20 protein-coding genes and 1 tRNA gene are annotated in these 21,699 nt (G+C 64.4%); 10 read left to right on the forward strand and 11 right to left on the reverse strand.

From position 1 onward, the window contains the following. Positions 1–471: 471 nt before the first annotated feature. From PIN01S_RS18230 to PIN01S_RS18250, 5 genes are all read left to right on the forward strand, one after another. Positions 472–1,029 carry a phosphoribosyltransferase family protein gene (locus PIN01S_RS18230; protein WP_084337579.1) on the forward strand — a complete coding sequence of 186 codons (558 nt, stop codon included), beginning with the start codon at positions 472–474 and terminating at the stop codon, positions 1,027–1,029. Positions 1,030–1,132: 103 nt separating this feature from the next. Then, complete coding sequence (locus tag PIN01S_RS18235) at positions 1,133–1,618, forward strand: BCAM0308 family protein (RefSeq protein WP_084337580.1); 486 nt, start codon at positions 1,133–1,135, stop codon at positions 1,616–1,618. A gap of 303 nt (positions 1,619–1,921) precedes the next feature. Then, positions 1,922–2,695, forward strand: a complete 774-nt coding sequence (locus PIN01S_RS18240; RefSeq protein ID WP_084337582.1) for a PP2C family protein-serine/threonine phosphatase — start codon at positions 1,922–1,924, stop codon at positions 2,693–2,695. Between the two features lie 9 nt (positions 2,696–2,704). After that, positions 2,705–4,264, forward strand: a complete 1,560-nt coding sequence (locus PIN01S_RS18245; protein ID WP_084337584.1) for a serine/threonine-protein kinase — start codon at positions 2,705–2,707, stop codon at positions 4,262–4,264. Positions 4,265–4,313: 49 nt separating this feature from the next. Further along, positions 4,314–5,174, forward strand: a complete 861-nt coding sequence (locus PIN01S_RS18250) for an FHA domain-containing protein (RefSeq protein ID WP_084337586.1) — start codon at positions 4,314–4,316, stop codon at positions 5,172–5,174. Between the two features lie 158 nt (positions 5,175–5,332). Here the strand turns inward: PIN01S_RS18250 and PIN01S_RS18255 are convergent, their stop codons facing one another. After that, on the reverse strand, positions 5,333–6,046 hold the full coding sequence (locus PIN01S_RS18255) for a class I SAM-dependent methyltransferase (RefSeq protein ID WP_084337588.1): 714 nt from the start codon (positions 6,044–6,046) through the stop codon (positions 5,333–5,335). A gap of 550 nt (positions 6,047–6,596) precedes the next feature. On the opposite strand from PIN01S_RS18255, the gene PIN01S_RS18260 reads away from it, so the two are divergent. The 3 genes from PIN01S_RS18260 (at position 6,597) to PIN01S_RS18270 (ending at position 10,958) form a co-directional block, all read left to right on the forward strand. After that, positions 6,597–9,308: an AAA domain-containing protein gene (locus PIN01S_RS18260; protein WP_084337590.1), complete on the forward strand. Its 2,712-nt coding sequence runs from the start codon at positions 6,597–6,599 to the stop codon at positions 9,306–9,308. A gap of 205 nt (positions 9,309–9,513) precedes the next feature. Next, on the forward strand, positions 9,514–9,942 hold the full coding sequence (locus PIN01S_RS18265; RefSeq protein WP_244505977.1) for a PaaI family thioesterase: 429 nt from the start codon (positions 9,514–9,516) through the stop codon (positions 9,940–9,942). Between the two features lie 2 nt (positions 9,943–9,944). Beyond that, positions 9,945–10,958 carry a zinc-dependent alcohol dehydrogenase gene (locus tag PIN01S_RS18270; RefSeq protein WP_084337592.1) on the forward strand — a complete coding sequence of 338 codons (1,014 nt, stop codon included), beginning with the start codon at positions 9,945–9,947 and terminating at the stop codon, positions 10,956–10,958. A gap of 5 nt (positions 10,959–10,963) precedes the next feature. Here the strand turns inward: PIN01S_RS18270 and PIN01S_RS18275 are convergent, their stop codons facing one another. Further along, positions 10,964–11,431, reverse strand: coding sequence for a MarR family winged helix-turn-helix transcriptional regulator (locus tag PIN01S_RS18275; RefSeq protein WP_084337594.1), 468 nt, complete (start codon positions 11,429–11,431; stop codon positions 10,964–10,966). Between the two features lie 88 nt (positions 11,432–11,519). Between PIN01S_RS18275 and PIN01S_RS18280 the strand changes: the two genes are divergently transcribed. Continuing rightward, positions 11,520–12,128: a glutathione S-transferase N-terminal domain-containing protein gene (locus tag PIN01S_RS18280; protein ID WP_084337596.1), complete on the forward strand. Its 609-nt coding sequence runs from the start codon at positions 11,520–11,522 to the stop codon at positions 12,126–12,128. A gap of 115 nt (positions 12,129–12,243) precedes the next feature. On the opposite strand, the gene PIN01S_RS18285 is transcribed toward PIN01S_RS18280, so the two are convergent. Together PIN01S_RS18285 and PIN01S_RS18290 are read right to left on the reverse strand one after the other, a co-directional pair. Next, positions 12,244–12,319: transfer RNA gene (locus tag PIN01S_RS18285), tRNA-Asn, on the reverse strand. Positions 12,320–12,388: 69 nt separating this feature from the next. Then, a complete protein-coding gene (locus PIN01S_RS18290) occupies positions 12,389–13,585 on the reverse strand; it encodes an amino acid aminotransferase (protein ID WP_084337598.1) in 1,197 nt (398 codons plus the stop codon). A 221-nt stretch (positions 13,586–13,806) separates the two neighbouring features. Between PIN01S_RS18290 and uvrB the strand changes: the two genes are divergently transcribed. Continuing rightward, positions 13,807–15,822, forward strand: coding sequence for an excinuclease ABC subunit UvrB (uvrB, locus tag PIN01S_RS18295; protein ID WP_084337600.1), 2,016 nt, complete (start codon positions 13,807–13,809; stop codon positions 15,820–15,822). A gap of 78 nt (positions 15,823–15,900) precedes the next feature. Here the strand turns inward: uvrB and PIN01S_RS18300 are convergent, their stop codons facing one another. From PIN01S_RS18300 to PIN01S_RS18330, 7 genes are all read right to left on the reverse strand, one after another. Continuing rightward, positions 15,901–16,179 carry a hypothetical protein gene (locus tag PIN01S_RS18300; protein WP_084337601.1) on the reverse strand — a complete coding sequence of 93 codons (279 nt, stop codon included), beginning with the start codon at positions 16,177–16,179 and terminating at the stop codon, positions 15,901–15,903. 134 nt (positions 16,180–16,313) lie between these two features. Next, positions 16,314–17,498, reverse strand: a complete 1,185-nt coding sequence (locus PIN01S_RS18305) for an XdhC family protein (protein ID WP_084337602.1) — start codon at positions 17,496–17,498, stop codon at positions 16,314–16,316. A 16-nt stretch (positions 17,499–17,514) separates the two neighbouring features. Then, positions 17,515–19,719, reverse strand: coding sequence for a xanthine dehydrogenase family protein molybdopterin-binding subunit (locus tag PIN01S_RS18310; protein WP_084337603.1), 2,205 nt, complete (start codon positions 19,717–19,719; stop codon positions 17,515–17,517). 4 nt (positions 19,720–19,723) lie between these two features. After that, positions 19,724–20,185: a (2Fe-2S)-binding protein gene (locus PIN01S_RS18315; RefSeq protein WP_084337605.1), complete on the reverse strand. Its 462-nt coding sequence runs from the start codon at positions 20,183–20,185 to the stop codon at positions 19,724–19,726. Between the two features lie 139 nt (positions 20,186–20,324). Beyond that, positions 20,325–20,552, reverse strand: coding sequence for a DUF2798 domain-containing protein (locus PIN01S_RS18320; RefSeq protein ID WP_084337607.1), 228 nt, complete (start codon positions 20,550–20,552; stop codon positions 20,325–20,327). A 12-nt stretch (positions 20,553–20,564) separates the two neighbouring features. Beyond that, a complete protein-coding gene (locus PIN01S_RS18325) occupies positions 20,565–21,134 on the reverse strand; it encodes a flavodoxin family protein (protein WP_084337609.1) in 570 nt (189 codons plus the stop codon). Positions 21,135–21,165: 31 nt separating this feature from the next. Beyond that, entirely contained in the window at positions 21,166–21,660 is a 495-nt protein-coding gene (locus PIN01S_RS18330; protein WP_084337611.1) for a DUF2938 domain-containing protein, read from the reverse strand. Between the last annotated feature and the right edge of the window lie 39 nt (positions 21,661–21,699).

Consider the following 21,699-nt stretch of genomic DNA (forward strand, 5'->3'; position numbering starts at 1 on the left):
TAAGGCCGTCACGTCAGGGCCGGTCGAGCCATGCCTTCGCCCTCGTCCAGCCAGCCGTTCCACAGGGCTCTGTCAGGCTCCGGCATCCGTTTGTGCGGGGGCACAGGAGGGAATCTCTACTGAGCCACCCGCCTCGAAGCAACCTTGCAGAGCGATCCGTTGAGATCGATTGGCAAGGCGCCGGTTGGCACCAGATAGGCATGTTCGAAAGGCATGGAAAATACCTCAGTATCGAGCGACAACTCCAGTCTGAGAGTCATAGGAAGCGCCGTGCTGATGCAGATCAAGCATGCCACTCTCAGCCGGCTTAGAAGCCGATCAATGGCATCGCCACTCCCTCCGAGCAAAGCCCCTCCCGACGGCTACCAGTTCCCGATTGGTGAACTCCGAAGCCCTGTAGCCACATCGGCGCGGCCTGAAGCCCGACCACCGGCTATCGTTAGAGCAAGACGATCCCTGGAGGAACCGGCCATGTCTTCGGCATCCGCCGACCAACGCATCTGCCTGTACGACAGCGACGAACTCGACGGCGTCCTCGACGCCATGGCAGGTCACGCCGCCCTGCTCCTGCCTGCCAACCGTTATGCCCTGGTCGGCGTCTTGCGCCGGGGCGCCCCCCTCGCCCGTATGCTCCAGCAACGCCTGGCCCGGCTCACGGGAACGCCGGAAGTGCCCCTCTATTCGCTGAAGGTGAAGCGCTACGCGGACGACCTCAGCCTGTTGCATCCCGAAACCGCGCTGACCGAGAACCCCGAACTCGCCGGGATGAACCTGGCCGACACCTCGCTGCTGGTCGTGGACGACGTGCTTTACGAGGGGCACTCGCTCCTACGCACCTGCGCCTACCTGACACGTCTCGGCGCTCGCGAAGTGCGCACGGCGGTCCTGGTGGACCGTTGCGTCAGCCGCCAGCCGATCCGGGCGGACATCATCGGCATCCGCCTGCAGGTCGCGCCCGGTGATATCGTCGAGTGCAATGTTCCGCCTTACGAAAGCACCTTTCGCATCGACATATTGCGCCATGACTGACGCCCCCTCTCGCAGGGCCTCTCCTGTTTGATGCAAATCAATGCCGCTCCGGGCAAACAGGCGCATATCCAAGAAGCCTCATTGCAACCAGCCGGAGACGATCATGGACAAATACCAGCAGAGCCATAAAGACAAACTCTTCAAATCGAAGACTCATGATCCCTATCTCGCGGAACACAGCGCCGGCCCCGCTCTTTGTCCGCACTGCGGCGCGCTCTATCGCACCGGGCACTGGGCCTGGTCCGCCACGATCCCGGCCGAGACGGAAATGGTTATCTGCCCTGCCTGCCGGCGTGTGGCCGAGAACAGACCCGCCGGAACCCTGAACCTGTCCGGCGCCTTCCTCGGCGCTCACCGGCAGGACATCATCAACCTGATCAGAAACACCGAGCAGTTGGAGAAGGCCGAGCACGCCCTCGAGCGGATCATCGGGATCAACGAAGACAAGGATACCGTCGAAGTCACCACGACCGGGCTGCACCTGGCGAACCGCATCGGGCATGCCCTGGGCGCAGCCTACAAAGGCCATTCCCGCTACCAGTACAGCGACGACGAGACGCATCTCAGCATTCATTGGGAGCGTGATTGATCGAAGGCGCGGCACACTCCGCACCGGCTCCTCCTCGGATACCGGGCTGCCGCGCGATCATTCGATCGACGAAGCAGTCCCGAGTATCCACTCCGGGCGAACTTATGCTCCGCACCGTCACGCATCCCGAGTGGCCGTGATGACGGTTCTCCTGCTGCCCCCAATTCTTCTTCGCCCCAAAAGCCAACTGGTTAACAGTTTGCCATCTCATCAGGCATGGAGCGATGACAGTGGCACGGACCGACCGCATCATGTTGCGCACCTTTCCGATTGTCCTGCCCCCGGAGCAAGGAACCGTCCTGCATGCTTCGTATCGCCTCTTCCTCGTTGCTGGATTTCGCCGGGCTCACCTCGCCCGGCCAGATGCGCGAGCACAATGAAGATTCCCTGCTGTGCTGCCCGGCGCTCGGCCTGTGGGCGGTGGCCGATGGCATGGGTGGCCACCAGTGCGGCGAGGTCGCCAGCGCCCTGGCGCTGCAGGCGCTGGAGCAGGCGGTCGGGCGTGGCGAACGACTGGAGGCCGCGGTCCACAGCGCCAACCGAGCCGTGCTCGAAGCGGCACAGGACGGCATGGGCACCACCATCGTCGCCGTTCGTTTCGAGGGCATCGACTTCGAACTCGCCTGGGTCGGCGACAGCCGCGCCTACCGCGTCACCGCCGACAGCATCGTTCCCCTCAGCCGCGACCACAGCTGGGTGCAGACGATGATCGACGCCGGCGAGCTGGACCCTGCCGAAGCCCAGACGCACCGCTGGCGCAACGTCATCCTGCAATGCCTGGGCCGCGACCAGGCGCTCGACGTGGGTGTCCTGAGCGGCACCCTGCAGGCCGGCGAGGTATTGCTGCTGTGCAGCGACGGCCTGACCGGCGAACTCAGCGAAGCGCAGATCCATGCCCAGTGCACCGCCGCCGAGACGCTGGAAGACATGGTCGAGCAATTGATCGGACAGGCCAACGCGCATGGCGGCCGCGACAACATTTCCTGCATCGTGCTCGGACACAGCCTGCCGCCGCCGTCGGCCGAACCACCCCGGAACGGGCTCTTCCACAAGCTGTTGAAACCTTTCAAGTCGTAGGAACGAGGCATGGAGAGGACGCTGCAAATACCCGGTTATCGCCTGCACAAACGCCTGGGCAAGGGCGGCATGGCGGAGGTCTACCTGGCGACCCAGTTATCGCTGGACCGGGAAGTGGCCATCAAGGTACTGCTGAACACCGAGGACGAAGCCTTCACCGAGCGCTTCATCCAGGAGGGGCACATCATCGCCTCCCTGCACCACCCTGCCATCATCACCATCTATGACATCGGCCAGATCGGCGACGGCCGCCACTACCTGGCGATGGAATACGTCGGCGGCGGCGACCTGGTGCAGTACCGCGGCACCGTGCTCTCCCCCTCGCGGGCGCTGGATATCGTCCGCCAGTTGGCCGGTGGCCTGGCGGTGGTGCACGACAACGGCTTGGTCCACCGCGATGTGAAACCCGCCAACATCCTGTTCCGCAACGACGGCAGCGTGGTGCTCACCGATTTCGGCGTGGCCAAGGCCGTGGAACTGGACAACGAACTCACACACTTCGGCGTCGCGGTCGGCAGCCCGGCCTACAGCAGCCCGGAACAAGCGCGCTGCGAACCGCTCGACGGGCGCAGCGACATCTATAGCCTCGGCGTCATCCTCGCCGAGATGCTCACCGGGACCAATCCGTTCCGTGCCGGCAGCTATCCGCAGACCGTGCTCAACCACATGCAGATGCCGCCGCCGCGGTTGCCGCCGGCTCTGGCCGCGTATCAGCCGCTGCTCGAGCGCATGCTGGCCAAACAGCCGGACGAGCGCTTCGCCAACTGCCGGGAACTGCTGGAGGCCATCGAAGAAGCCACCGAGCCGGACATGGACATGACCCGGATCGCGCCGGCCGTGGCCCTCAAGCCACCGGTCGCCAGCCCGCGCGCCCGTCGCCCCGTGCGACGCTGGCTGACCGCCACGGTCGCCACGCTGCTGCTGGCGGCGGCATTGGGTATCGGCGGCTTCAAGTGGTACCAGCAGCATCGCATCCATGACTACCTGGCCCGCGCCGAGCAGAGCCTGGTCAGCGGCAGGCTGGTGACACCGGCCCAGGACAACGCCGACTATTGGTTCCGCCAGGCCTTGCGCCTGGATGCCGAGAATACCCAGGCCATCGATGGCCTGAAGCGGGTTCTGGAGGCACGCATCGCCGGTTATCTGGAGCTGGCCGAGACGCGTCTCGCCGAGGGCCGGTTGATCGAGCCGGTGGAGGACAGCGCGCTCTATTACTACCGCCAGGTACTCGGCTGGGTGCCGGACCATGCCGGCGCCCTCGACGGCATCCATCGCATCGCCCAGCGCTATGTCGACCTCAGCGAAGCCGCCTACCAACAGCGCGAATACGCCCAGGCGCTGGAGCATATCCAGCAAGGGCTCGACGTCGAACCCGACAACCAGACCCTGCTCGCGCTGCGCGATGACCACGCCCGGCGCGTTGCCCAGGCCCAGGCGCAAGCCCGCGCGAACCAATTGGCGACACGGGCGCCGGCTCCGTCATCCACACGCAGCACGCGCCCCGCCAGCCAGCCGGCGCAGGAGCAGAGCAATCCGATCAAGCGCCTGTGGAACCGAATCTTCCAGTGAACACCCGATGCGAGGCCATCCGCCTCGCCAGCCCAAGGTAGAGGCAGACATGCTCAGGATTCACTTCGTTGACAACCGCCAGGGCCCCGTCTGGCTTGCCGATGAACACTTCACCCTCGGTGCGGACAGCCGCAACAACCTGGTGCTCGACGCCCCCGGCGTCGGCGCCTTCCACGCCGAGCTGCGCCAGGAAAACCGCTTCTACTACCTGACCGACCTGGGCACGCCCGGCGGCACCTACGTCAACGGCGAGAAGATCGGCGAGCACTACCAGATCCGCTCCGGCGACCGCGTGCGCCTGGGCACGCTGGAGCTGACCATCGACGACCCGGCCCGGACCGGCCCCAAGGTGGCCAACGCGCCGCGCTGGCTGCTGCAGGTGGTGGAAGGCGAAAACCAGGGCCACAAGTACCACATCACCGGCTCGATGACCTTCGGCCGCTCGGTCAAGTGCGAGTTGTGCTTCAGCGACCCGGAGCTGTCGCGCCGGCACGCCGAGTTCTACCTCAAGGGCGACAACCTGGAAGTGAAGGACCTGGCCTCGGCCAATGGCATCCAGGTGAACCGCCAGAAAGTCATCGCCGCCGTGCTGCAACCGGGCGACTTGGTGCAACTGGGCAACACCCGTCTGCTGGTCATCGGCCCCAAGGTGGCCGTGCCGGAAACCGTCGATGAGGACGCCACGGTGTTCATGCGCGCCGCCGACCTGCCCGCTGCCGTCGCCGCCCAGCCGACACCGCCCCGCCCGGCCACACCCAACCCCCTACGCACGGCCTCAGCGAGCGGCGCGGCACCCAAACCGCCCGCATCGGCAGCCAGCGCGAAGAAATCCGGCTCGCGCCTGGGCCTGCTGCTGGGTGGCCTGGTATTGGTCGTCCTGGCGGGCGTGATTGCCCAGCGGATGCTGTAGATCCCGGCGTGACGAGGGCTCCGCCCGAGCCCTCGCCCCCGCGACCACTAGTCGGGAATTCCTGGTCCGCGGCCTTTCTCCATCCAGCTTGATAGTGGCGCCAGGCGCTCCTCACCAATGCGCAGAACCGGGTGGCTTTCAGTTGCACGCTCCCATAGCTAACGCACCTCGATGTCTGCCTTTCGCGCACCGAACCACCCATGCATCAGTCCGGCCTGAAAGAACTGCACCGGCGCCTCGAACCCCGCCGCCTCGATAATGCCGGCGACCTGCGGCGCCGGCAGGATTGCCACATCGCGGGCATAGGCGGCCCGCACCCGTTCCAGCATCTCCGGTTGCACCCCGGCTGAGGACATCAGCGCCATCCAGTTGCGTAGCAGCGCCTCATAGGCAGGAGATTCGGTATCAGAGGCGAGATCGGCATTTGCCAGCACTCCGCCCGGTGACAGCCGACGGGCGATCTCATGGAAGAAGGCAATGCGCGCTTGCGGTTCGAGCAAAAATTGCGACACCAGAAAACAGGTAGCACCGTCGTGGTTGGCTTCGGCGGGCAGCGTGTCGAGATAGCCTTCGTGAAAACGGCAACGCGGGAGGAAGCCGCCCTGTGTGGCCCGCTGACGGCAGATCTCGAGCATGGCGCCCGAGGGATCGACGGCCGTGAATTGCCAGCCGGGGAAACGCTCCGCCAAGTGAGCCAGCTCCGCACCGGTTCCCACGCCGACACAAAGTATCCGGGCATTTTCCGGTAAGCCTACGAAGAGGGAGTCGAGCAGGAAATACAGGGCGTCGCGAATGGGCGCCATTCCCGCCCATTGCTTGTCATAACCGGCGGCCTGCTGGTCGAACAAGGCTTTGAGTTCTTCATTGCGCATGGGCACCCTCCTTTGCGTCGTGACGGAATGCACCACGCTGGCCGCGGTGCTGCTTTCAGTATCCCAGGGCTGTCAAGTCCCCCTCCGGTTCGAAGGCAGGGCTCCGTTGCCAAGGTACGCAGCCCCTTCGCCATCTCATCTTCAAGGCCGACTAAGAGTGAACATCGCACAGCGGTGCTAGTGGCGACTAACGGGCCAGAAGCGGACGTATAGAGGAAACAAATCTGTCTCCTTTTCGGCTTCGTTGAGCTGGGCCTCAATCACCTGAGTGCTTTCATTTGAGTTTTTGAGCTTGGCGACTTTCTGTTCCAGGCCTATAACGTCGGGCTAGAGACCGTAGGCATTTGACGATCTGAATCACTCACGGGCCAAAGTCGAACAGCATTCCGTCTTCACGCAAACGCTGAAGAATTGGCCGATAATCAACGTCATTAGCCGGCTATCGGCTCTGCACACAACGATGTCAATATGATGTCCACTGGAGAATTGATGGCATTCGATGTTCGCCGTGAGGCGCAGCCGGACGCCGTACGCATATGAATAAGGGATTATGGTTTCGATTCAGATGGGTGGTGAGGACAAGACTGCGAAGATTAGCGACTGGTCGATTTACTGGAGCGACAAGTACGAAGCCCTGCAACTGACCTGTTACTACCCCTCCAAGAAAACTTACACGCGTCCGCTCAGTGACTGCCGGGTTTCCCCCACCCGCGAGCTGGGAGAGATGTTGCTGACCAAGCCCGGCAGCACGATAGTCAAGCCCATTGTCAAAGCTACGATCTACGGCGAGCGATATGCCGTCGTGCACTATCCGGACGCCGACAAACCCTATGTCTACAAAATGGACGGCATCAGCCTTGCCACGCCAACGGCGATAAAAGACTCGCCAGTCTTTCATTATTTCTCAGCCGTGGCGAATGCCCGTCAGGACCACGCCGAGTCGGAGGCTGACCGTGAAATCGCCGCCAATGTCGTGCGCCAACTGGGAAAACTGCCCGCGAGTGCCGACACCGCCTTGCACGCCTATTGTTCTGGGCGCAACGGCACGCTGAGGCCGGGCCAGGGGCTGATCTATCCGTTCGGACTGAACGAGAGCCAGCTCGCAGCGGTCGAGCAAGCCTTCCGCGCGCAGGTCAGCGTGATCGAGGGCCCACCGGGGACCGGCAAGACCCAGACTATCCTCAACATCCTCGCCAATATCCTGCTGCGTAGACAGACGGTTGCTGTGCTGTCCAACAACAATGCGGCAGTGGAGAACGTCTACGAGAAACTGGAGAAGTGCGGCCTGGGCCATCTGATTGCCAAACTCGGCAACCAGGACAACCGAAAGAGTTTCTTCGCTGACCTGCCGCCTTGGCCATCGAGCGAGCCCGAGCCCGCACCGACGCTGGATGAGATTCAAGTCTTGCTGTCCCGTTTGAAGCAGCACTTGCACGACCACAATCGGGCGGCGCAACTGCAGGTCGAGCTCGATGAGCTAACTATCGAGCGACGCCACCTACAGCAGTGGCAGGCAGACAGCGGCATACGGGCCGCCAACTCGCTGGATAAGTACAGACTGTCGCCGCGCAAGACCGCAGACCTGATGGCATATCTGGCCCATCTCGGTGAGCAGCGCATCCGCCTCAAGGATCGCGTCGAGCTGCTGTTCAACTTCAGGATTTTTCGTACCAAGCCATTCGCTCAGGGCGATGCGCGCCTGTCCGTCTTTCATGCCCTGCAGATGCACTATTACGACAAGGCGTTGCAAGACACGGAAGCGGAGCTGCAAGCGTGCCGCGAATCGCTGGTACGCGGAAACTTCACAGCGTTGCTAGACGAGTTGAAAACGGCATCGATGCGTCATCTGAAGCAGCAATTACAACGCCAGGCGCCGCGATCGGACAGCTTCGATGCCAACACGTACCGTCAACAGTTCGATGCCTTCGTGCAGCGCTTTCCGATCCTGGGCAGCGGCACACACTCCATCGTCAATTCAATCGCGCCGGGGGCAATCCTCGACTACGTGATCATCGACGAAGCCTCGCTGCAGAACATCGTGCCGGGCATTCTAGCGCTGGGCTGCGCGAGGAATCTGATCGTCGTCGGCGACAACCGTCAGTTGGCGCACATCCCCGTGATACTAGGCCTGCAGGCGCCCGCCGAGGCCTACGATTGCGAGCGCTACAGCCTGCTCGATTCGTGCATTGGCGTGTTCAAGGAGGCGCTTCCCCGAACCCTGCTGAAAGAGCATTACCGCTGCCACCCCAGGATCATTCAGTTCTGTAACCAGCAGTTCTATAACAACGCGCTGGTACCGATGACCGAGGACAAGGGCGAAGCGCCACTGCGCCTGGTGGTGACGGCCAAGGGTAATCACACCCGCCAGAACGTCAACCTGCGCGAGCTGGACTCTCTGCTCAAGCTACTCGAGAACGAAGGGGAGCCGGTTGGGCTGGACGGAGAGGGTCGCGGCTTCATCGCGCCGTTCCGGGCACAGGTAAACCTCTCCGGCAAGCACCTGCCTCCGGATTTCGTCAGGGACACCGTACATAAGTTCCAGGGCCGAGAGTGCGACGAGATCGTTTTCTCCACCGTGCTGGACAAGAAGCGCTACAACCAAGAGCGTAAACGCCTGGATTTCGTCGACGACCCACGCATGATCAACGTGGCGGTGTCGCGGGCCAAGCACCGCTTCACCCTTGTGACGGGCGACGAGGTGTTCACCGGCAACAACGGCCACATCGCGGCCCTGATACGCTACATCACCTATTACGCGCAGGACGAGCAGATCGTGCGCGCCCCCGTGGTATCGGCCTTCGACTTGCTGTATCGGGAGTTTGACTCGTCCCTGGCCCGCTTGGACGCTCGCCTGCGACCTGGCGATTCACGCTACAAATCCGAGCAGATCGTGGCGCAACTGCTGCGCGAGGCGCTGTCCGCGCCGGCGTACCAGTCATTGATGTACCACTCGCAGATCAAGCTGGATCAGATCGCATCGCCAAGCAACCTGGATTGGACCGACCGCGAGCGAGCCTTCATGGCGCGCGCCAGTTGCGATTTCGTAGTCTATTTCAAAGTAGGCAAGATCCCGGTGGGTGTAATCGAGGTCGATGGCGGCTCCCACAACCGGCCCGACCAGGCAGTACGCGACGCCTTAAAGAATGGCGTCCTAGCGAAAAGCGGCATTCCCATTCTGCGTCTACGCACGGTCGAGAGCCGCATCGCGGAAAGAATCGGTGACTTCATCGCCCAGTGGGCCAGCCCGACGCCCAGCGGATAAGGCCTCCTTTCGATGACACCCTTAAAGCGGCGCTGATGGCCTTTCTTTTGTCATATCAACAATATTGACCTTACAAGCGAGCCACGTATACCTTAGCGGCATTCTTCGCCCGTGCGTCGCTACGTTGCGAGGTCCCAACACCTCGGCACAACTGGCCGTCAATCCCCCGGCCCTGCAGGGCGCAGCCTCAGGAGAGGAAATAGCCGTGACTGATCAGACTTCAGGCCTGCACGCCCTGCGTGCGTTGATTCGTGGCGAGCTTCCCGCGCCCTCCATCGGCGAGACCATGGGCCTGACCGCCGTGGACGTGCAGCCGGGGCGGATCACACTGGAGGCCCGTCCCGACGGACGCCACCTCAACCCGGCGGGTGCCGTGCATGGCGGTTTCGCCGCGACCTGCCTGGACGGCGCCGCCGCACTGGCACTGTTCTCGACGCTGGAAACCACTACCGCCCATTCCACCGTGGACCTCAACGTCAAATATGTACGGCCCCTTCATGCCGGCGAGACCTACCAGGTCAAGGGGTGGGTCGTGGAGCGTACACGAAGCCTGGCGATCTGCGACGCCCAAGTGACCGATGCGGCCGGCAAACTCTACGCCAAGGCCACCACCACGTTCGTCATCAGGAGCTAGCGATGAAAGCGCTGATCGTCCATGGCCCCGGTGAGTTGGCCTGGGAAGAAGTACCCTCGCCTCCCCTAGCCAGCGCGCATAGTGCACTGGTGCGGCCCATCGCCTCCGCATCCTGCGATCTCGACCGCCGGTTGATCGCCGGCGTCACGCCCTTCAAACCACCCTTCGCGCTGGGCCATGAATGTGTCGCCGAAGTGCTGGAAGTGGGTGACGAGGTAGGGACCGTGCGACGTGGCGACCTGGTGTCGGTGCCATGGAAGATTGCCTGCGGCGAGTGCCCTCAATGCCATGCGGGACGGGCCACCGCCTGTACGTCGGTGCCGCGCCATGCCGCCTACGGTGTGCCCGCTGGCGGCCACTGGGGCGGGTTGTTCTCGGAAGTGGTCCATGTACCGTTCGCCGACGCCATGCTGGTGCCCTTGCCGCCTGGACTCAACCCGCTCGCGGTAGCCAGCGCCAGCGACAACCTGACCGACGCCTGGGTAGCCACCAGCCGCCCCATCGCCACGCGCCGCGACGCACGCGTGCTGGTGGTCGGTGGCACGGAGAGCCTCGGGGTGTTGGCGGTGCAAATGGCGGTTGCGGCGGGGGCGGCCAGCGTCGACTACCTGGACGACAGCGACTACCGCCGCGACCTGGCCCTGCGCAGTGGCGCCAATGTCGAACTAGGACAGACGCTCGACGAGCGCTACGACGTGGTCGTCTCCGCCACGCGCGACCCGCAGGCGCTGTACCGGGGACTGCTGGCACTGGCGCCTGGGGGACACTGCTCATGCATAGGCATCATCTTCGATGACCCGAAGATTCCCTTGTTCGGCATGTACCTGCGCGACGTTACCCTGTCGGTGGGTGTCTGCAACGTACGCCCCCACATTCCCAAAGTATTCGATCTGGTGGGCAGCGGGCGTTGCAACCCGTTGCTGGTGAGCCCGACCGTAGTGACGTGCGAAGAGGCAACCGAAGCATTGGTCCAGCCACTGGCCAAGTGCATCGTGGTGCGCGAGCGCATTACATGATGCCTTCAGTTCAGGCGCTCGGCCAAGGCCATCATCACCTTCATCCAGGCCTCCTTCCCCTGCACATCGGTGCGGGCAAACGCGTCACGCAAGGCCTGCCGCTCCAGCTCGGAGACTGCCTGCTCCAACGCCTGCCCGCGCTCGGTGAGTGCCAGCAGTTTGAAGCGGTGGCGCCCCGGCTCGCGGGTGTAGCAAACCAGGTCACGCTCGAACAGATGGGTCAGCGGCCGGTGTGCCGCCTGCTTGCTCACGCCCAGCGTGGACGCCAAGTCGCCGATGTTGATCTCGTCGGCGCGGGCGATGACATACAGGATGCGGTGATGGACACGAGACAGGCCCTGGGTCTCGAGAAACCTGTCCGCCTCGACCGTCAACCCACGAAAACCGAAGTGCAACAGCTCAAGGGAATGATCGAGCGGGTCCAGCGACTTCATGCGCACGGAGGCCGTATTGATCTTCTTCTCTATGACCATGGTGCCCTCACCCGACTGAATTGCGGCGAAGCGTAAGCGCTTCCGCCTCTGCGGAACAACCAGATAACTCCCACAGCGAGTCGAAATCATGCAACTCATCTATGCGGCGGCATCGCCCTTTGCTCGGAAAGTCCGTGTCCTGGCCAGTGAAACAGGACTGCTGCCCGGCATTGAGCTGATCGGCACCGCCGTGCTGCCGGTTACCCTCAACGAACAGATCAACCGCCTCAATCCACTTGGCAAGATTCCGGTGCTGCTGACCGATGACGGCGAAGCGCTGTTCGATAGCCGAGTGATCTGCGAGTACCTCGACAGCCTGCACGACCGCCCTCGACTATTCCCTTCCGAACCTGCCGTACGCTGGCCCGCCCTCCGCCTGGCGGCCCTGGCTGACGGCCTCATGGAAGCAGCGCTCCTCGTGCGCTACGAGCGGGCCGTGCGCCCGTCCGAGCACCAGTGGGATGACTGGGCCGAAGGTCAACTCGGCAAGGTGTGTCGTGCACTGACGGCACTGGAAGCGCATGCCGGACAACTGCAAGGCCCGTTGAACATTGCGCACATTACCGTGGCTTGTGCGCTGGGATACCTGGACTTTCGTTTCGCCGAGATTGCCTGGCGGGAAACCCACCCTGGACTCGCGAAGTTTCAAGAAACGTTCGCGGCTCGCGAGTCGATGCAGACGACCATCCCAATATGAAGCTGCGGATGCCGCTCAGGCTCACCTGCCGCAGCCCGAATAATCCGGGACCAAGCCCCGGACGCTTCAAGGCCAAAAGAAAAAGCCCCAGGTTTTCACCCAGGGCTTTTGAATTTGGCTCCGCGACCTGGACTCGAACCAGGGACCCAATGATTAACAGTCATTTGCTCTACCGACTGAGCTATCGCGGAACAACGGGGCGTATCCTACTGATTAAAAAGGGGAAGTCAAGCGTGACAGCGAGACTTCCCCTGCATTTTTCAGAGAACCTGGGCGATCGCCCGGGTGACGCTTTCCAGGTTACTGCGGTTCAGGGCGGCGACGCAGATGCGGCCGGTGCTGACGGCGTAGATGCCGAACTCGCTTTTCAGGCGCTCCACCTGCTCGGCGCTCAGGCCGGAGTAGGAGAACATGCCGCGCTGGCGGGCGACGAAGCTGAAGTCGCGCTTGGCGCCCAGGGCGGCCAGTTGCTCGACCATGGCCATGCGCATGCCACGGATGCGTTCGCGCATCTCACCCAACTCTTCTTCCCACAAGGCACGCAGTTCCGCGCTGTTCAGCACGCTGGCGACCACGGTGGCGCCGTGGGTCGGCGGGTTGGAGTAGTTGGTGCGAATGACGCGCTTGAGCTGCGACAGCACGCGCGTGGCTTCATCCTTGGAGCCGGTGACGATGGACAGCGCGCCGACCCGCTCGCCGTACAGCGAGAAGGATTTGGAGAACGAGCTGGACACGAAGAACGGCAGGCCGGATTCGGCGAACAGGCGCACCGCCGCGGCGTCTTCCTCGATGCCGTCGCCGAAGCCCTGGTAGGCGATGTCGAGGAACGGTACGTGCTCCCGCTCGCGCAGTACTTCGAGCACGGCTTTCCAGTCGTCAAGGCCGAGGTCAACGCCGGTCGGGTTGTGGCAGCAGGCATGCAGCACCACGACGGAACGCGCGGGTAGCGCCTTCAGGTCGTCCAGCATGCCGGCACGGTTCACGCCGTGGGTGGCGCCGTCGTAGTAGCGGTAGTTCTGCACCGGGAAGCCGGCGGACTCGAACAGCGCACGGTGGTTTTCCCAGCTCGGGTCGCTGATGGCGACGACCGATTCCGGCAGCAGGCGCTTGAGAAAATCCGCACCGACCTTGAGGGCACCAGTACCGCCCAGGGCCTGGGCCGTGACCACGCGACCTTCGCTCTGCAGCGCCGAGCCGGCACCGAACAGCAGGGTCTGCACGGCCTGGTCATAAGCCGCGATGCCTTCGATCGGCAGGTAGCCGCGCGGCGCGTGGGCAGCGATACGGGCTTTCTCAGCCTCCGCTACCGCGCGCAACAGCGGAATCCTGCCCTCTTCGTTGTAGTACACGCCCACGCCCAGGTTGACCTTGGTGGCACGGGTATCGGCATTGAATGCTTCATTGAGGCCCAGAATGGGGTCGCGAGGAGCCATTTCTACGGCGGAGAACAAACTCATGTCGGGGAAGCTCGAAGAGAGAGGTGGGAGGCCATGCAACACTCCCGCGGATGAGCGCTGGAGCGTTGCGCAAACGGGGCCGTATTATAGCGGCCATGCGTCCTGGCTGCGATATGCTGTCGGGAGTTTTCCTGGCTTTTCAGCCTCAGCGGAGCAATGCGCGATCAGCGGTCGCCAACCATTGCAAACCTGCCCGCATGGTCAAATCTTCGAGGTCCGTCATGTCCGAGCTCCAACTCGTCACCCGCTACAAGCCGGCCGGCGACCAGCCGGAAGCCATCCGCCAGATGGTCGAGGGGCTGGAAGCCGGGCTCTCGCACCAGACGCTGCTGGGCGTGACCGGCTCCGGCAAGACCTTCAGCATCGCCAACGTCATCGCCCAGGTGCAGCGGCCGACCCTGGTGCTGGCGCCGAACAAGACCCTGGCGGCGCAGCTCTACGGCGAGTTCAAGTCCTTCTTCCCGAACAACGCGGTGGAGTACTTCGTTTCCTATTACGACTACTACCAGCCGGAAGCCTACGTTCCCTCCTCGGACACCTACATCGAGAAGGACGCCTCGATCAACGACCACATCGAGCAGATGCGCCTGTCGGCGACCAAGGCGCTGCTGGAGCGGCCGGACGCGATCATCGTCGCCACCGTCTCCTCGATCTACGGCCTGGGCAGCCCCGATGCCTACCTGAAGATGGTGCTGCACATCGACCGGGGCGACAAAATGGACCAGCGCGCCCTGCTCCGCCGGCTGGCCGAGCTGCAGTACACCCGCAACGACATGGATTTCGCCCGCGCCACCTTCCGCGTGCGCGGCGACGTGATCGACATCTTCCCGGCGGAATCCGACCTGGAGGCGATCCGCGTCGAGCTGTTCGACGACGAAGTGGAAAGCCTGGCCGCCTTCGATCCGCTGACCGGCGAAGTGATCCGCAAGCTGCCGCGCTTCACCTTCTACCCGAAGACCCACTACGCCACACCCCGCGAGACCCTGCTGGAGGCCGTCGACCAGATCAAGGCGGAGCTGCGCGACCGCCTCGAGCACCTGCGCAACCAGAACAAGCTGGTGGAGGCGCAGCGCCTGGAACAACGTACCCGCTTCGACCTGGAGATGATCCTCGAGCTGGGCTACTGCAACGGCATCGAGAACTACTCGCGCTATCTCTCCGGTCGCGCGCCGGGCGAGCCGCCGCCGACCCTCTACGACTACCTGCCGGCTAATGCGCTGCTGGTGATCGATGAATCCCACGTCACGGTGCCGCAGGTCGGCGCCATGTTCAAAGGCGACCGCTCGCGCAAGGAAACCCTGGTGGAATACGGCTTCCGCCTGCCCTCGGCACTGGACAACCGTCCGCTGCGCTTCGACGAATGGGAGGCGATCAGCCCGCAGACCATCTTCGTCTCGGCGACGCCCGGCCCCTACGAAGCCGAGCATGCCGGCCGGGTGATCGAGCAGGTGGTCCGCCCGACCGGCCTGGTCGACCCGGAGATCGAAGTCCGCAAGGCCACCACCCAGGTGGACGACCTGCTGTCCGAGATCCGCAAGCGCGTCGCGGTGGACCAGCGGGTGCTGGTCACCACCCTGACCAAACGCATGGCCGAGGACCTGACCGACTACCTGGCCGACCACGATGTACGGGTACGCTACCTGCACTCGGACATCGACACCGTCGAACGGGTGGAAATCATCCGCGACCTGCGCACCGGCGCCTTCGATGTGCTGGTCGGCATCAACCTGCTGCGCGAAGGTCTGGATATGCCGGAAGTCTCCCTCGTGGCGGTGCTGGACGCGGACAAGGAAGGCTTCCTGCGCTCCGAACGCTCACTGATCCAGACCATCGGCCGGGCGGCGCGCAACCTGCACGGCAAGGCCATCCTCTATGCCGACAACGTCACCGGCTCGATGCAACGCGCCATCGACGAGACCGAGCGGCGGCGGGCCAAGCAGATCGCTTTCAATGAAGCCCACGGCATCGTGCCGAAGGGCGTCAAGAAGGATGTGCAGGACATCCTCGAAGGCGCCACCGTCCCCGGCTCGCGAAGCAACAAGCGGCGTGGGATGGCCAAGGCGGCGGAAGAAAGCGCCCGCTACGAGAACGAACTGCGCTCGCCCAGCGAGATCAACAAGCGCATTCGCCAATTGGAAGAAAAGATGTACCAGTTGGCCCGCGACCTCGAATTCGAAGCTGCGGCACAGGTACGCGACGAAATTCAGAAACTGCGGGATCGCCTCCTGGCGGTCTGAACGCAATCGGGATAGGCGGCACGTCCGTGTGCCTCGGATGGGGAACGCCGGCATGGTTGGCGTCCCCTCCCCGGTTCGTCACTTCGTGCTGCCGTAGCGTGCCCGGTCTTCCAGGATCGGCGAGCGGTAGCGCGGCGCGGCCGGAGGCATGGACATCTCCGTCATCGGCCCTGCCGCGGTAGGCTGTTCTTCCAGCAACTGTGCGAAACGCTCGGAGTGGTCGATGGCCATCCGCTGACCGGTCAGCATCTGCTGCTTCATCCGCCATTCGCCCAGCCGCTCGCCACCGTCTTCGGCCCACACCATTGTCGTGCCCGTCATGGCCAACGCCATCAGCACACTCAGTATCGGTTTCATCTGACACCTCCTCGGATGCGTCCCCCGTTCAATGGATGAACGAGGCGGCCTGTTGTTACAGGCCGCTCGGCACCGGAAAGGAAACGTCGACGGGAGGTAAAACCCTGACCGCATGGCGGCCCTGTATCCGCGGCTCAACCCTGGTCGGCCAGCTTCTCCGCCTGGGGTGCGTCCAGCGTCCGCACCATGGCCGCCTCGATCGGGTGAATCGCCGCGCGCCGGTGTTTCAGCATGCCGCCTTCGCGCCGGTTGAGCACGGCGGTGATTTCCCCCAGCGCCGCCAGCGCGACGCTTTCCGGCGTGTCGCCGCCGAGGTCGAGGCCCATGGGGTAATGCAGATTATCGAGTCCCGGCAAGCTCGTGCCCTGCGGATCGATTTCCGCCAGCAGACGCTGGGTGCGGTCGCGCGGGCCCAATTGGCCAATGTAGACGGGCGAGGACTGCAACGCCTGATGCAGCCAGCGGAGATCCTGGCTGTAGCTGTGGGTCATCACCAGCACGACGGCGCCGTCGAGCGACAGCGGCGCCTCGCCGGGTGTGGCGCAGATCACCGCATCGGCTTCGGGAAAGCGTTCCGGGCGGGCGAAATGCGTGCGGCCGTCCATCACAGTGACGTGCCAATCGAGCATCTTCGCCATGCGCACCAGCGGCTGGGCGTCGTGACCGCAGCCGAAGACCACCAGGCGAACCTGCGGCGCCACGTATTCGAGGAACACCTCGATGTCGCCCCGCGCGTCGCTGTAGACACGCAACTCGGAGCGCTGCCGGGACAGCACCTCGGCCAGGTCGCGACGGATCGCTTCCTCCAGCTCCGCATGCCACAACCGCCCGGCGAAGCGCCAGGACGGCTCCAGCACCAGCCGGTCGCCGACCTGGACACGGGCATTGCGGTAGGTGGAGATCACCGTGGCCAGAGCGCCGGGCAGTTGGCTCCGGCGTACCTGCTGCAGCAACTCCACCACTGGCGACGAAGACGCCGGCGCCAAGCGCTCCAGCAGCACATGCACGGTGCCGTTGCAGCCCAGACCGAAGGTCAGCGAACGCTCCTGCTCGTCGTCCGACTCGTCGGTGCCGGTGCTATAGCGCCGCACCCTGGGCACACCGGCCTCGGTGAACCACCAAGCCTTCTTCGCCAGCTCGGCCTCCAGGCAACCGCCGCTGACGGTGCCGACCGTGCCGCCATAGAGCGGAATGAGCATCCGCGCGCCCGGCCGCCGATAGGCCGAGCCCTCGACCTTGACCACCGTGGCCAGGACCGACTCTTCGCCGGCCCGCTCGGCACGCTGGATCGCCTCGAGCAATGCACTGGTACCCGTCATCGCAGCTCTCCCGCCATCAGGCCAGGCGTCCCTGGGACAGGAACGGCAGCGTATGCACGCGCTTGCCGGTGGCGGCGAAGATCGCATTCGCCACCGCCGGGCCGACCGGGGCCACACCCGGCTCGCCGACGCCGGTGGGCGCCTCGCCGGAGGGCACGATGTGCACCTCGACCTTGGGCATTTCGGCGATCCGCAGTACCTGGTAGCCGTCGAAGTTGTTCTGCTCGACCTTGCCGTCCTTCAGCGTGATCGCACTGTGCATCACCGCGCCAAGGCCGAAGCCGATGCCGCCCTCCATCTGCGCGGCGATGATGTCCGGGTTGATCGGCGTGCCGCAGTCCACGGCGCAGACCACGCGATCCACCTTGACCTGGCCCTTCTCATCCACCGTCACTTCCGCGACCTGGGCGACATAGGTGTTGAACGCCTCGGCCACCGCGATCCCACGCCCACGGCCCTTCGGCAGCGGCTTGGCCGGGTCCCAGCCGGCTTTCTCGGCGGCCAGTTCGAGCACACCGAGCAGGCGCGGCTGCTTCGCGAGCAGCGCACGGCGAAAAGCGAGCGGGTCCTGTCCCGCCGCCTGCGCGGCCTCGTCGATGAACGCCTCGACCGCAAATGCGGTATGCGAGCTGCCGACCACCCGCCACCAGAGCACCGGCACGCCGGCCTGGGTGGTGGTCAACTCCACAGACATGTTCGGGATCGCATAGGGCAGGTTCGCCGCCCCCTCCACCGAGGTGTGATCGACGCCATCCTTGACCATCATTTGCTCGAACGGCGTGCCGGCGAGAATCGACTGGCCGACGATGCGGTGCCGCCAGCCGATGAGCTTGCCTTCGGCATCCAGGCCCGCTTCCAGCTTGTGCACGTACATCGGCCGATAAAGCCCGCCGTGGATGTCGTCCTCGCGGGTCCATTGCAGCTTCACCGGCGTACCGTTGGCACCCAGCGCCTTGGCAATCGACACTGCCTCGACGATGTAATCCGAGCCCGGATTGGCGCGACGGCCGAAGCTGCCGCCGGCGTACAGGGTGTGGATCGTCACCTGCTGCGGTTCGAGCCCGGCCGTTTTCGCCGCGTTCGCCTGGTCGATAGTCTGGAATTGTGCGCCGGTCCAGATTTCGCAGCGGTCCGCCGTCAGCTTGACTACCGCATCCAGCGGCTCCATCGGCGCATGCGCCAGGTAGGGGAATTCATAGCTGGCCGACACCGTCTTCGCCGCTCCGGCCAACGCAGTGGCCGCATCGCCCTCCACCCGCGCCGGCAGGCCGGGCTTCTCGGCGAGCTGGCGGTACTCGGCGAGCATTGCATCGCTGCTGCGCTTCTCCGCCTTGGAATCGTCCCACTCGACCTTGAGTGCATCGCGCCCCTGCTTGGCCGCCCAGAAGCCCTGGGCGACCACCGCCACGCCACGCGGAACCTGCACCACCGACACCACGCCCGGCACCGCCTTGGCCGCCGAGGCATCGAACGATTTCACCGTCGCACCGAACTGCGGCGGCCGCTGCAACAGCGCCACCAGCATGCCGGGCATCGTCACGTCGAGGGTGAACTGCGCGGTACCGTCGGACTTCGCCGCGGCATCGACCCGCGGCGCCTGCCGGCCGACCAGGCGGAACTCCTCGGGCGACTTCAGCGTGACGTTCTCCGGCACCGGCAGCTTCGATGCCGCAGCCGCGAGCGAACCGTAGCTGGCCTGGCGACCGCTGGCCGCGTGATGGACCACGCCCTCACGGGTGGTCAGCTCGGAGACCGGCACGTTCCACGCGGCAGCCGCCGCCGCGATCAGCATCGCCCGCGCCTTGGCGCCGGCCTCGCGCAACTGCATCCAGGAATTGGCCATCGCCGAGCTGCCGCCCGTGCCCTGCATCTTTCCCCAGGCGAGGTTGGCGTAGCGCTCCGCGTCGGCCGGCGCGCTTTCCACGCGCACCTTGCGCCAGTCCGCGTCCAACTCCTCGGCGAGGATGGTGGCAATGCCGGTATAGGCACCCTGGCCCATCTCGACGTGCTTGGCGATGACCGTAACGCTGTCGTCGGGGCCGATGCGCAGGAAGGCGTTCGGTGCGAAGGTGCCCTCGGCCGGATCGGCGGCCATGGCGCGCCCTCCGCTACCGATCCACTGGAAGCCGATCAGCAGGCCGGCGGCCGCGACACCGGCGGATTTCAGGAAGGTCCGGCGGGACGGTTGCTGCAATTCCGGGAGATCGAGTCGAGTGGTCATGGGCTCAGGCCTTCAGCGTGTCGGCAGCTTCGTGGATGGCATCGCGAATGCGCGCATAGGTGGCGCAACGGCAGATGTTGCCGTTCATCGCGGCGTCGATGTCGGCATCGCTCGGCGCGGCGTTGCGTTCGAGCAGCGCCGTCGCCGACATGATCTGCCCGGACTGGCAGTAGCCGCACTGCGGCACCTGCAATTTCACCCAAGCGGCCTGGACCGCCTTCGCGGGCTTGCTTTCCAGACCCTCGATGGTGGTGATGTGCTTACCCGCGACGGCGGACAGCGGCAACACGCAGGAGCGCACCGCCTGCCCGTCCATATGCACCGTACAGGCGCCGCATTGCGCCATGCCGCAACCGAACTTGGTGCCGGTCAGCCCGGCGACTTCGCGGATCGCCCAGAGCAGCGGCATGCTGGGGTCTGCATCGAGGGTGATGTTCTTGCCATTGAGCACGAGCGTTGTGGCCATGAATGTCTCCATACGAAAGCCAGGGCCTTGTCGGCCGATACAACGCAGGTTGCCGGATCGCCCCGCTCCGGCGCTTGCACGATTCTGCGAATTTCTTGAACGATCCTGTCGATCTCACTCATCGCTTGGCTGGCTACCTTTATTCCGCCCTGACCAGCCACCCGACCAGCGACCGCGCCACCGGCGTGACCAACAGTACCGCCGGAAAGGCAAAGAGCCAGGCCATCAGCCAGGCACCGCACCACAGGCTGGGGAAACCCGGCCCCAGCCCGGCAGCCCGGTAGGTGGAAATGCCGGACACCAGCAGTGACATGAGGCCGGAGAGAATCAGGCTGAACAGCAACGGAGCGAAGCGCTTGGGAAGCATGGACACCTCCACTCAGGCGAGGCCGGCGAGCCGGTGCAGGGTTTCGGAAAACTGCCGGCCGAATATCCGCGCGGTCTTGATATCCCCCGGCGCGAAGGCATCGGCCGGAGCGGAGTGGCTGGACTGGGCCATCAACCCCGACCAGGAGCCGAGCCGGTTGGCCGCTTCCTCATAAGGCACGCCCGCATGCTGCTCAGGCAGGATCGGATTGCCCACCCAGAGCATCCCGTGCTGCATGCAGAACGCGAACAGCGACAGGAGCGTCGACTGCTTGTCCCCCGCCGGCAGCGACGACACGGTGAACCCGGCCGCGAGCCGTCCCTTGAGCTTCTGCGCACGCCAGAGCGGCCCGGTGGTGTCCATGAAGTTCTTGAAGGGACCGGACACGCCACCGAAATAGGTGGGCGAGCCGAGGATATAGCCATCGAATCCGAGCAGGTCGTCCGGCGTCCTGCCCAGGTCCTCGGCCTTGAGCAGATGGACCTCGGTGTCCGGCACGCCCTGGGCGCCTGCGTAAATCTGCCGGGCGATGTGTTCGGTGTGGCCGTGGCCGCTGTGGTAGATGACGGCGAGTTTCTTCATGGCGTTAGGTTCCTTGGGTCAGTTATTCGAGCTATCGAGCGATCCAGTCGATCAGCAGCGCGGCGATGAAAAGCCCCAGGCCGAAGACCGTGTGGTTGGCCAGGCTGCGCAGGCAGTTCTTCAAGGGCGTCGGTGTTCTCGAGGCGGCAAAGCCGGCCCCCATGGCGGGCTGCATCAGGAACAGCGGCGCAACCACGGTCCCCATCCCGACCAGCACGGCAGGCAGCAGGGTCGGGTTGGCCACCCAGTTCATTCCGAAGACCGCCACCAGCAAGCCCGCGAAGGCGATGCCAATGACATAGTGGGCCAGCCAGCCCAGGGCCCATTCAGCGGGAATGGGTTGCGCCTTGGCGATGGCAGCGTGGGCGAAGCGCCCCCGGAACAGGTGGCCGACCCAGCGTCCGATGAATGCGATGTTGAGTGTCTGAACGCCCAGGCGCTTGAGCAGGCTGAGCCAGATATCCATGACGGCGGTAGCGCCGATGCCGATGAGGGCGATCTGGATGATGTCATGCAGTAGCGTCATATAAGCCCCTTGGTCGTTGACGAGTGGAGGTGTCGGAGC

This window comes from Pseudomonas indica NBRC 103045, assembly GCF_002091635.1.
GTDB classification, from domain to species: Bacteria; Pseudomonadota; Gammaproteobacteria; order Pseudomonadales; family Pseudomonadaceae; genus Pseudomonas_M; species Pseudomonas_M indica.

What these genes read in the sequence shown, in the direction of transcription:
- PIN01S_RS18230 (WP_084337579.1), top strand. Translation starts at nt 472, where the DNA reads ATGTCTTCGGCATCCGCCGACCAACGCATCTGCCTGTACGACAGCGAC.
- PIN01S_RS18235 (WP_084337580.1), top strand. Translation starts at nt 1,133, where the DNA reads ATGGACAAATACCAGCAGAGCCATAAAGACAAACTCTTCAAATCGAAG.
- PIN01S_RS18240 (WP_084337582.1), top strand. Translation starts at nt 1,922, where the DNA reads ATGCTTCGTATCGCCTCTTCCTCGTTGCTGGATTTCGCCGGGCTCACC.
- PIN01S_RS18245 (WP_084337584.1), top strand. Translation starts at nt 2,705, where the DNA reads ATGGAGAGGACGCTGCAAATACCCGGTTATCGCCTGCACAAACGCCTG.
- PIN01S_RS18250 (WP_084337586.1), top strand. Translation starts at nt 4,314, where the DNA reads ATGCTCAGGATTCACTTCGTTGACAACCGCCAGGGCCCCGTCTGGCTT.
- PIN01S_RS18255 (WP_084337588.1), bottom strand. Translation starts at nt 6,046, where the DNA reads ATGCGCAATGAAGAACTCAAAGCCTTGTTCGACCAGCAGGCCGCCGGT.
- PIN01S_RS18260 (WP_084337590.1), top strand. Translation starts at nt 6,597, where the DNA reads ATGGTTTCGATTCAGATGGGTGGTGAGGACAAGACTGCGAAGATTAGC.
- PIN01S_RS18270 (WP_084337592.1), top strand. Translation starts at nt 9,945, where the DNA reads ATGAAAGCGCTGATCGTCCATGGCCCCGGTGAGTTGGCCTGGGAAGAA.
- PIN01S_RS18275 (WP_084337594.1), bottom strand. Translation starts at nt 11,431, where the DNA reads ATGGTCATAGAGAAGAAGATCAATACGGCCTCCGTGCGCATGAAGTCG.
- PIN01S_RS18280 (WP_084337596.1), top strand. Translation starts at nt 11,520, where the DNA reads ATGCAACTCATCTATGCGGCGGCATCGCCCTTTGCTCGGAAAGTCCGT.
- PIN01S_RS18290 (WP_084337598.1), bottom strand. Translation starts at nt 13,585, where the DNA reads ATGAGTTTGTTCTCCGCCGTAGAAATGGCTCCTCGCGACCCCATTCTG.
- uvrB (WP_084337600.1), top strand. Translation starts at nt 13,807, where the DNA reads ATGTCCGAGCTCCAACTCGTCACCCGCTACAAGCCGGCCGGCGACCAG.
- PIN01S_RS18300 (WP_084337601.1), bottom strand. Translation starts at nt 16,179, where the DNA reads ATGAAACCGATACTGAGTGTGCTGATGGCGTTGGCCATGACGGGCACG.
- PIN01S_RS18305 (WP_084337602.1), bottom strand. Translation starts at nt 17,498, where the DNA reads ATGACGGGTACCAGTGCATTGCTCGAGGCGATCCAGCGTGCCGAGCGG.
- PIN01S_RS18310 (WP_084337603.1), bottom strand. Translation starts at nt 19,719, where the DNA reads ATGACCACTCGACTCGATCTCCCGGAATTGCAGCAACCGTCCCGCCGG.
- PIN01S_RS18315 (WP_084337605.1), bottom strand. Translation starts at nt 20,185, where the DNA reads ATGGCCACAACGCTCGTGCTCAATGGCAAGAACATCACCCTCGATGCA.
- PIN01S_RS18320 (WP_084337607.1), bottom strand. Translation starts at nt 20,552, where the DNA reads ATGCTTCCCAAGCGCTTCGCTCCGTTGCTGTTCAGCCTGATTCTCTCC.
- PIN01S_RS18325 (WP_084337609.1), bottom strand. Translation starts at nt 21,134, where the DNA reads ATGAAGAAACTCGCCGTCATCTACCACAGCGGCCACGGCCACACCGAA.
- PIN01S_RS18330 (WP_084337611.1), bottom strand. Translation starts at nt 21,660, where the DNA reads ATGACGCTACTGCATGACATCATCCAGATCGCCCTCATCGGCATCGGC.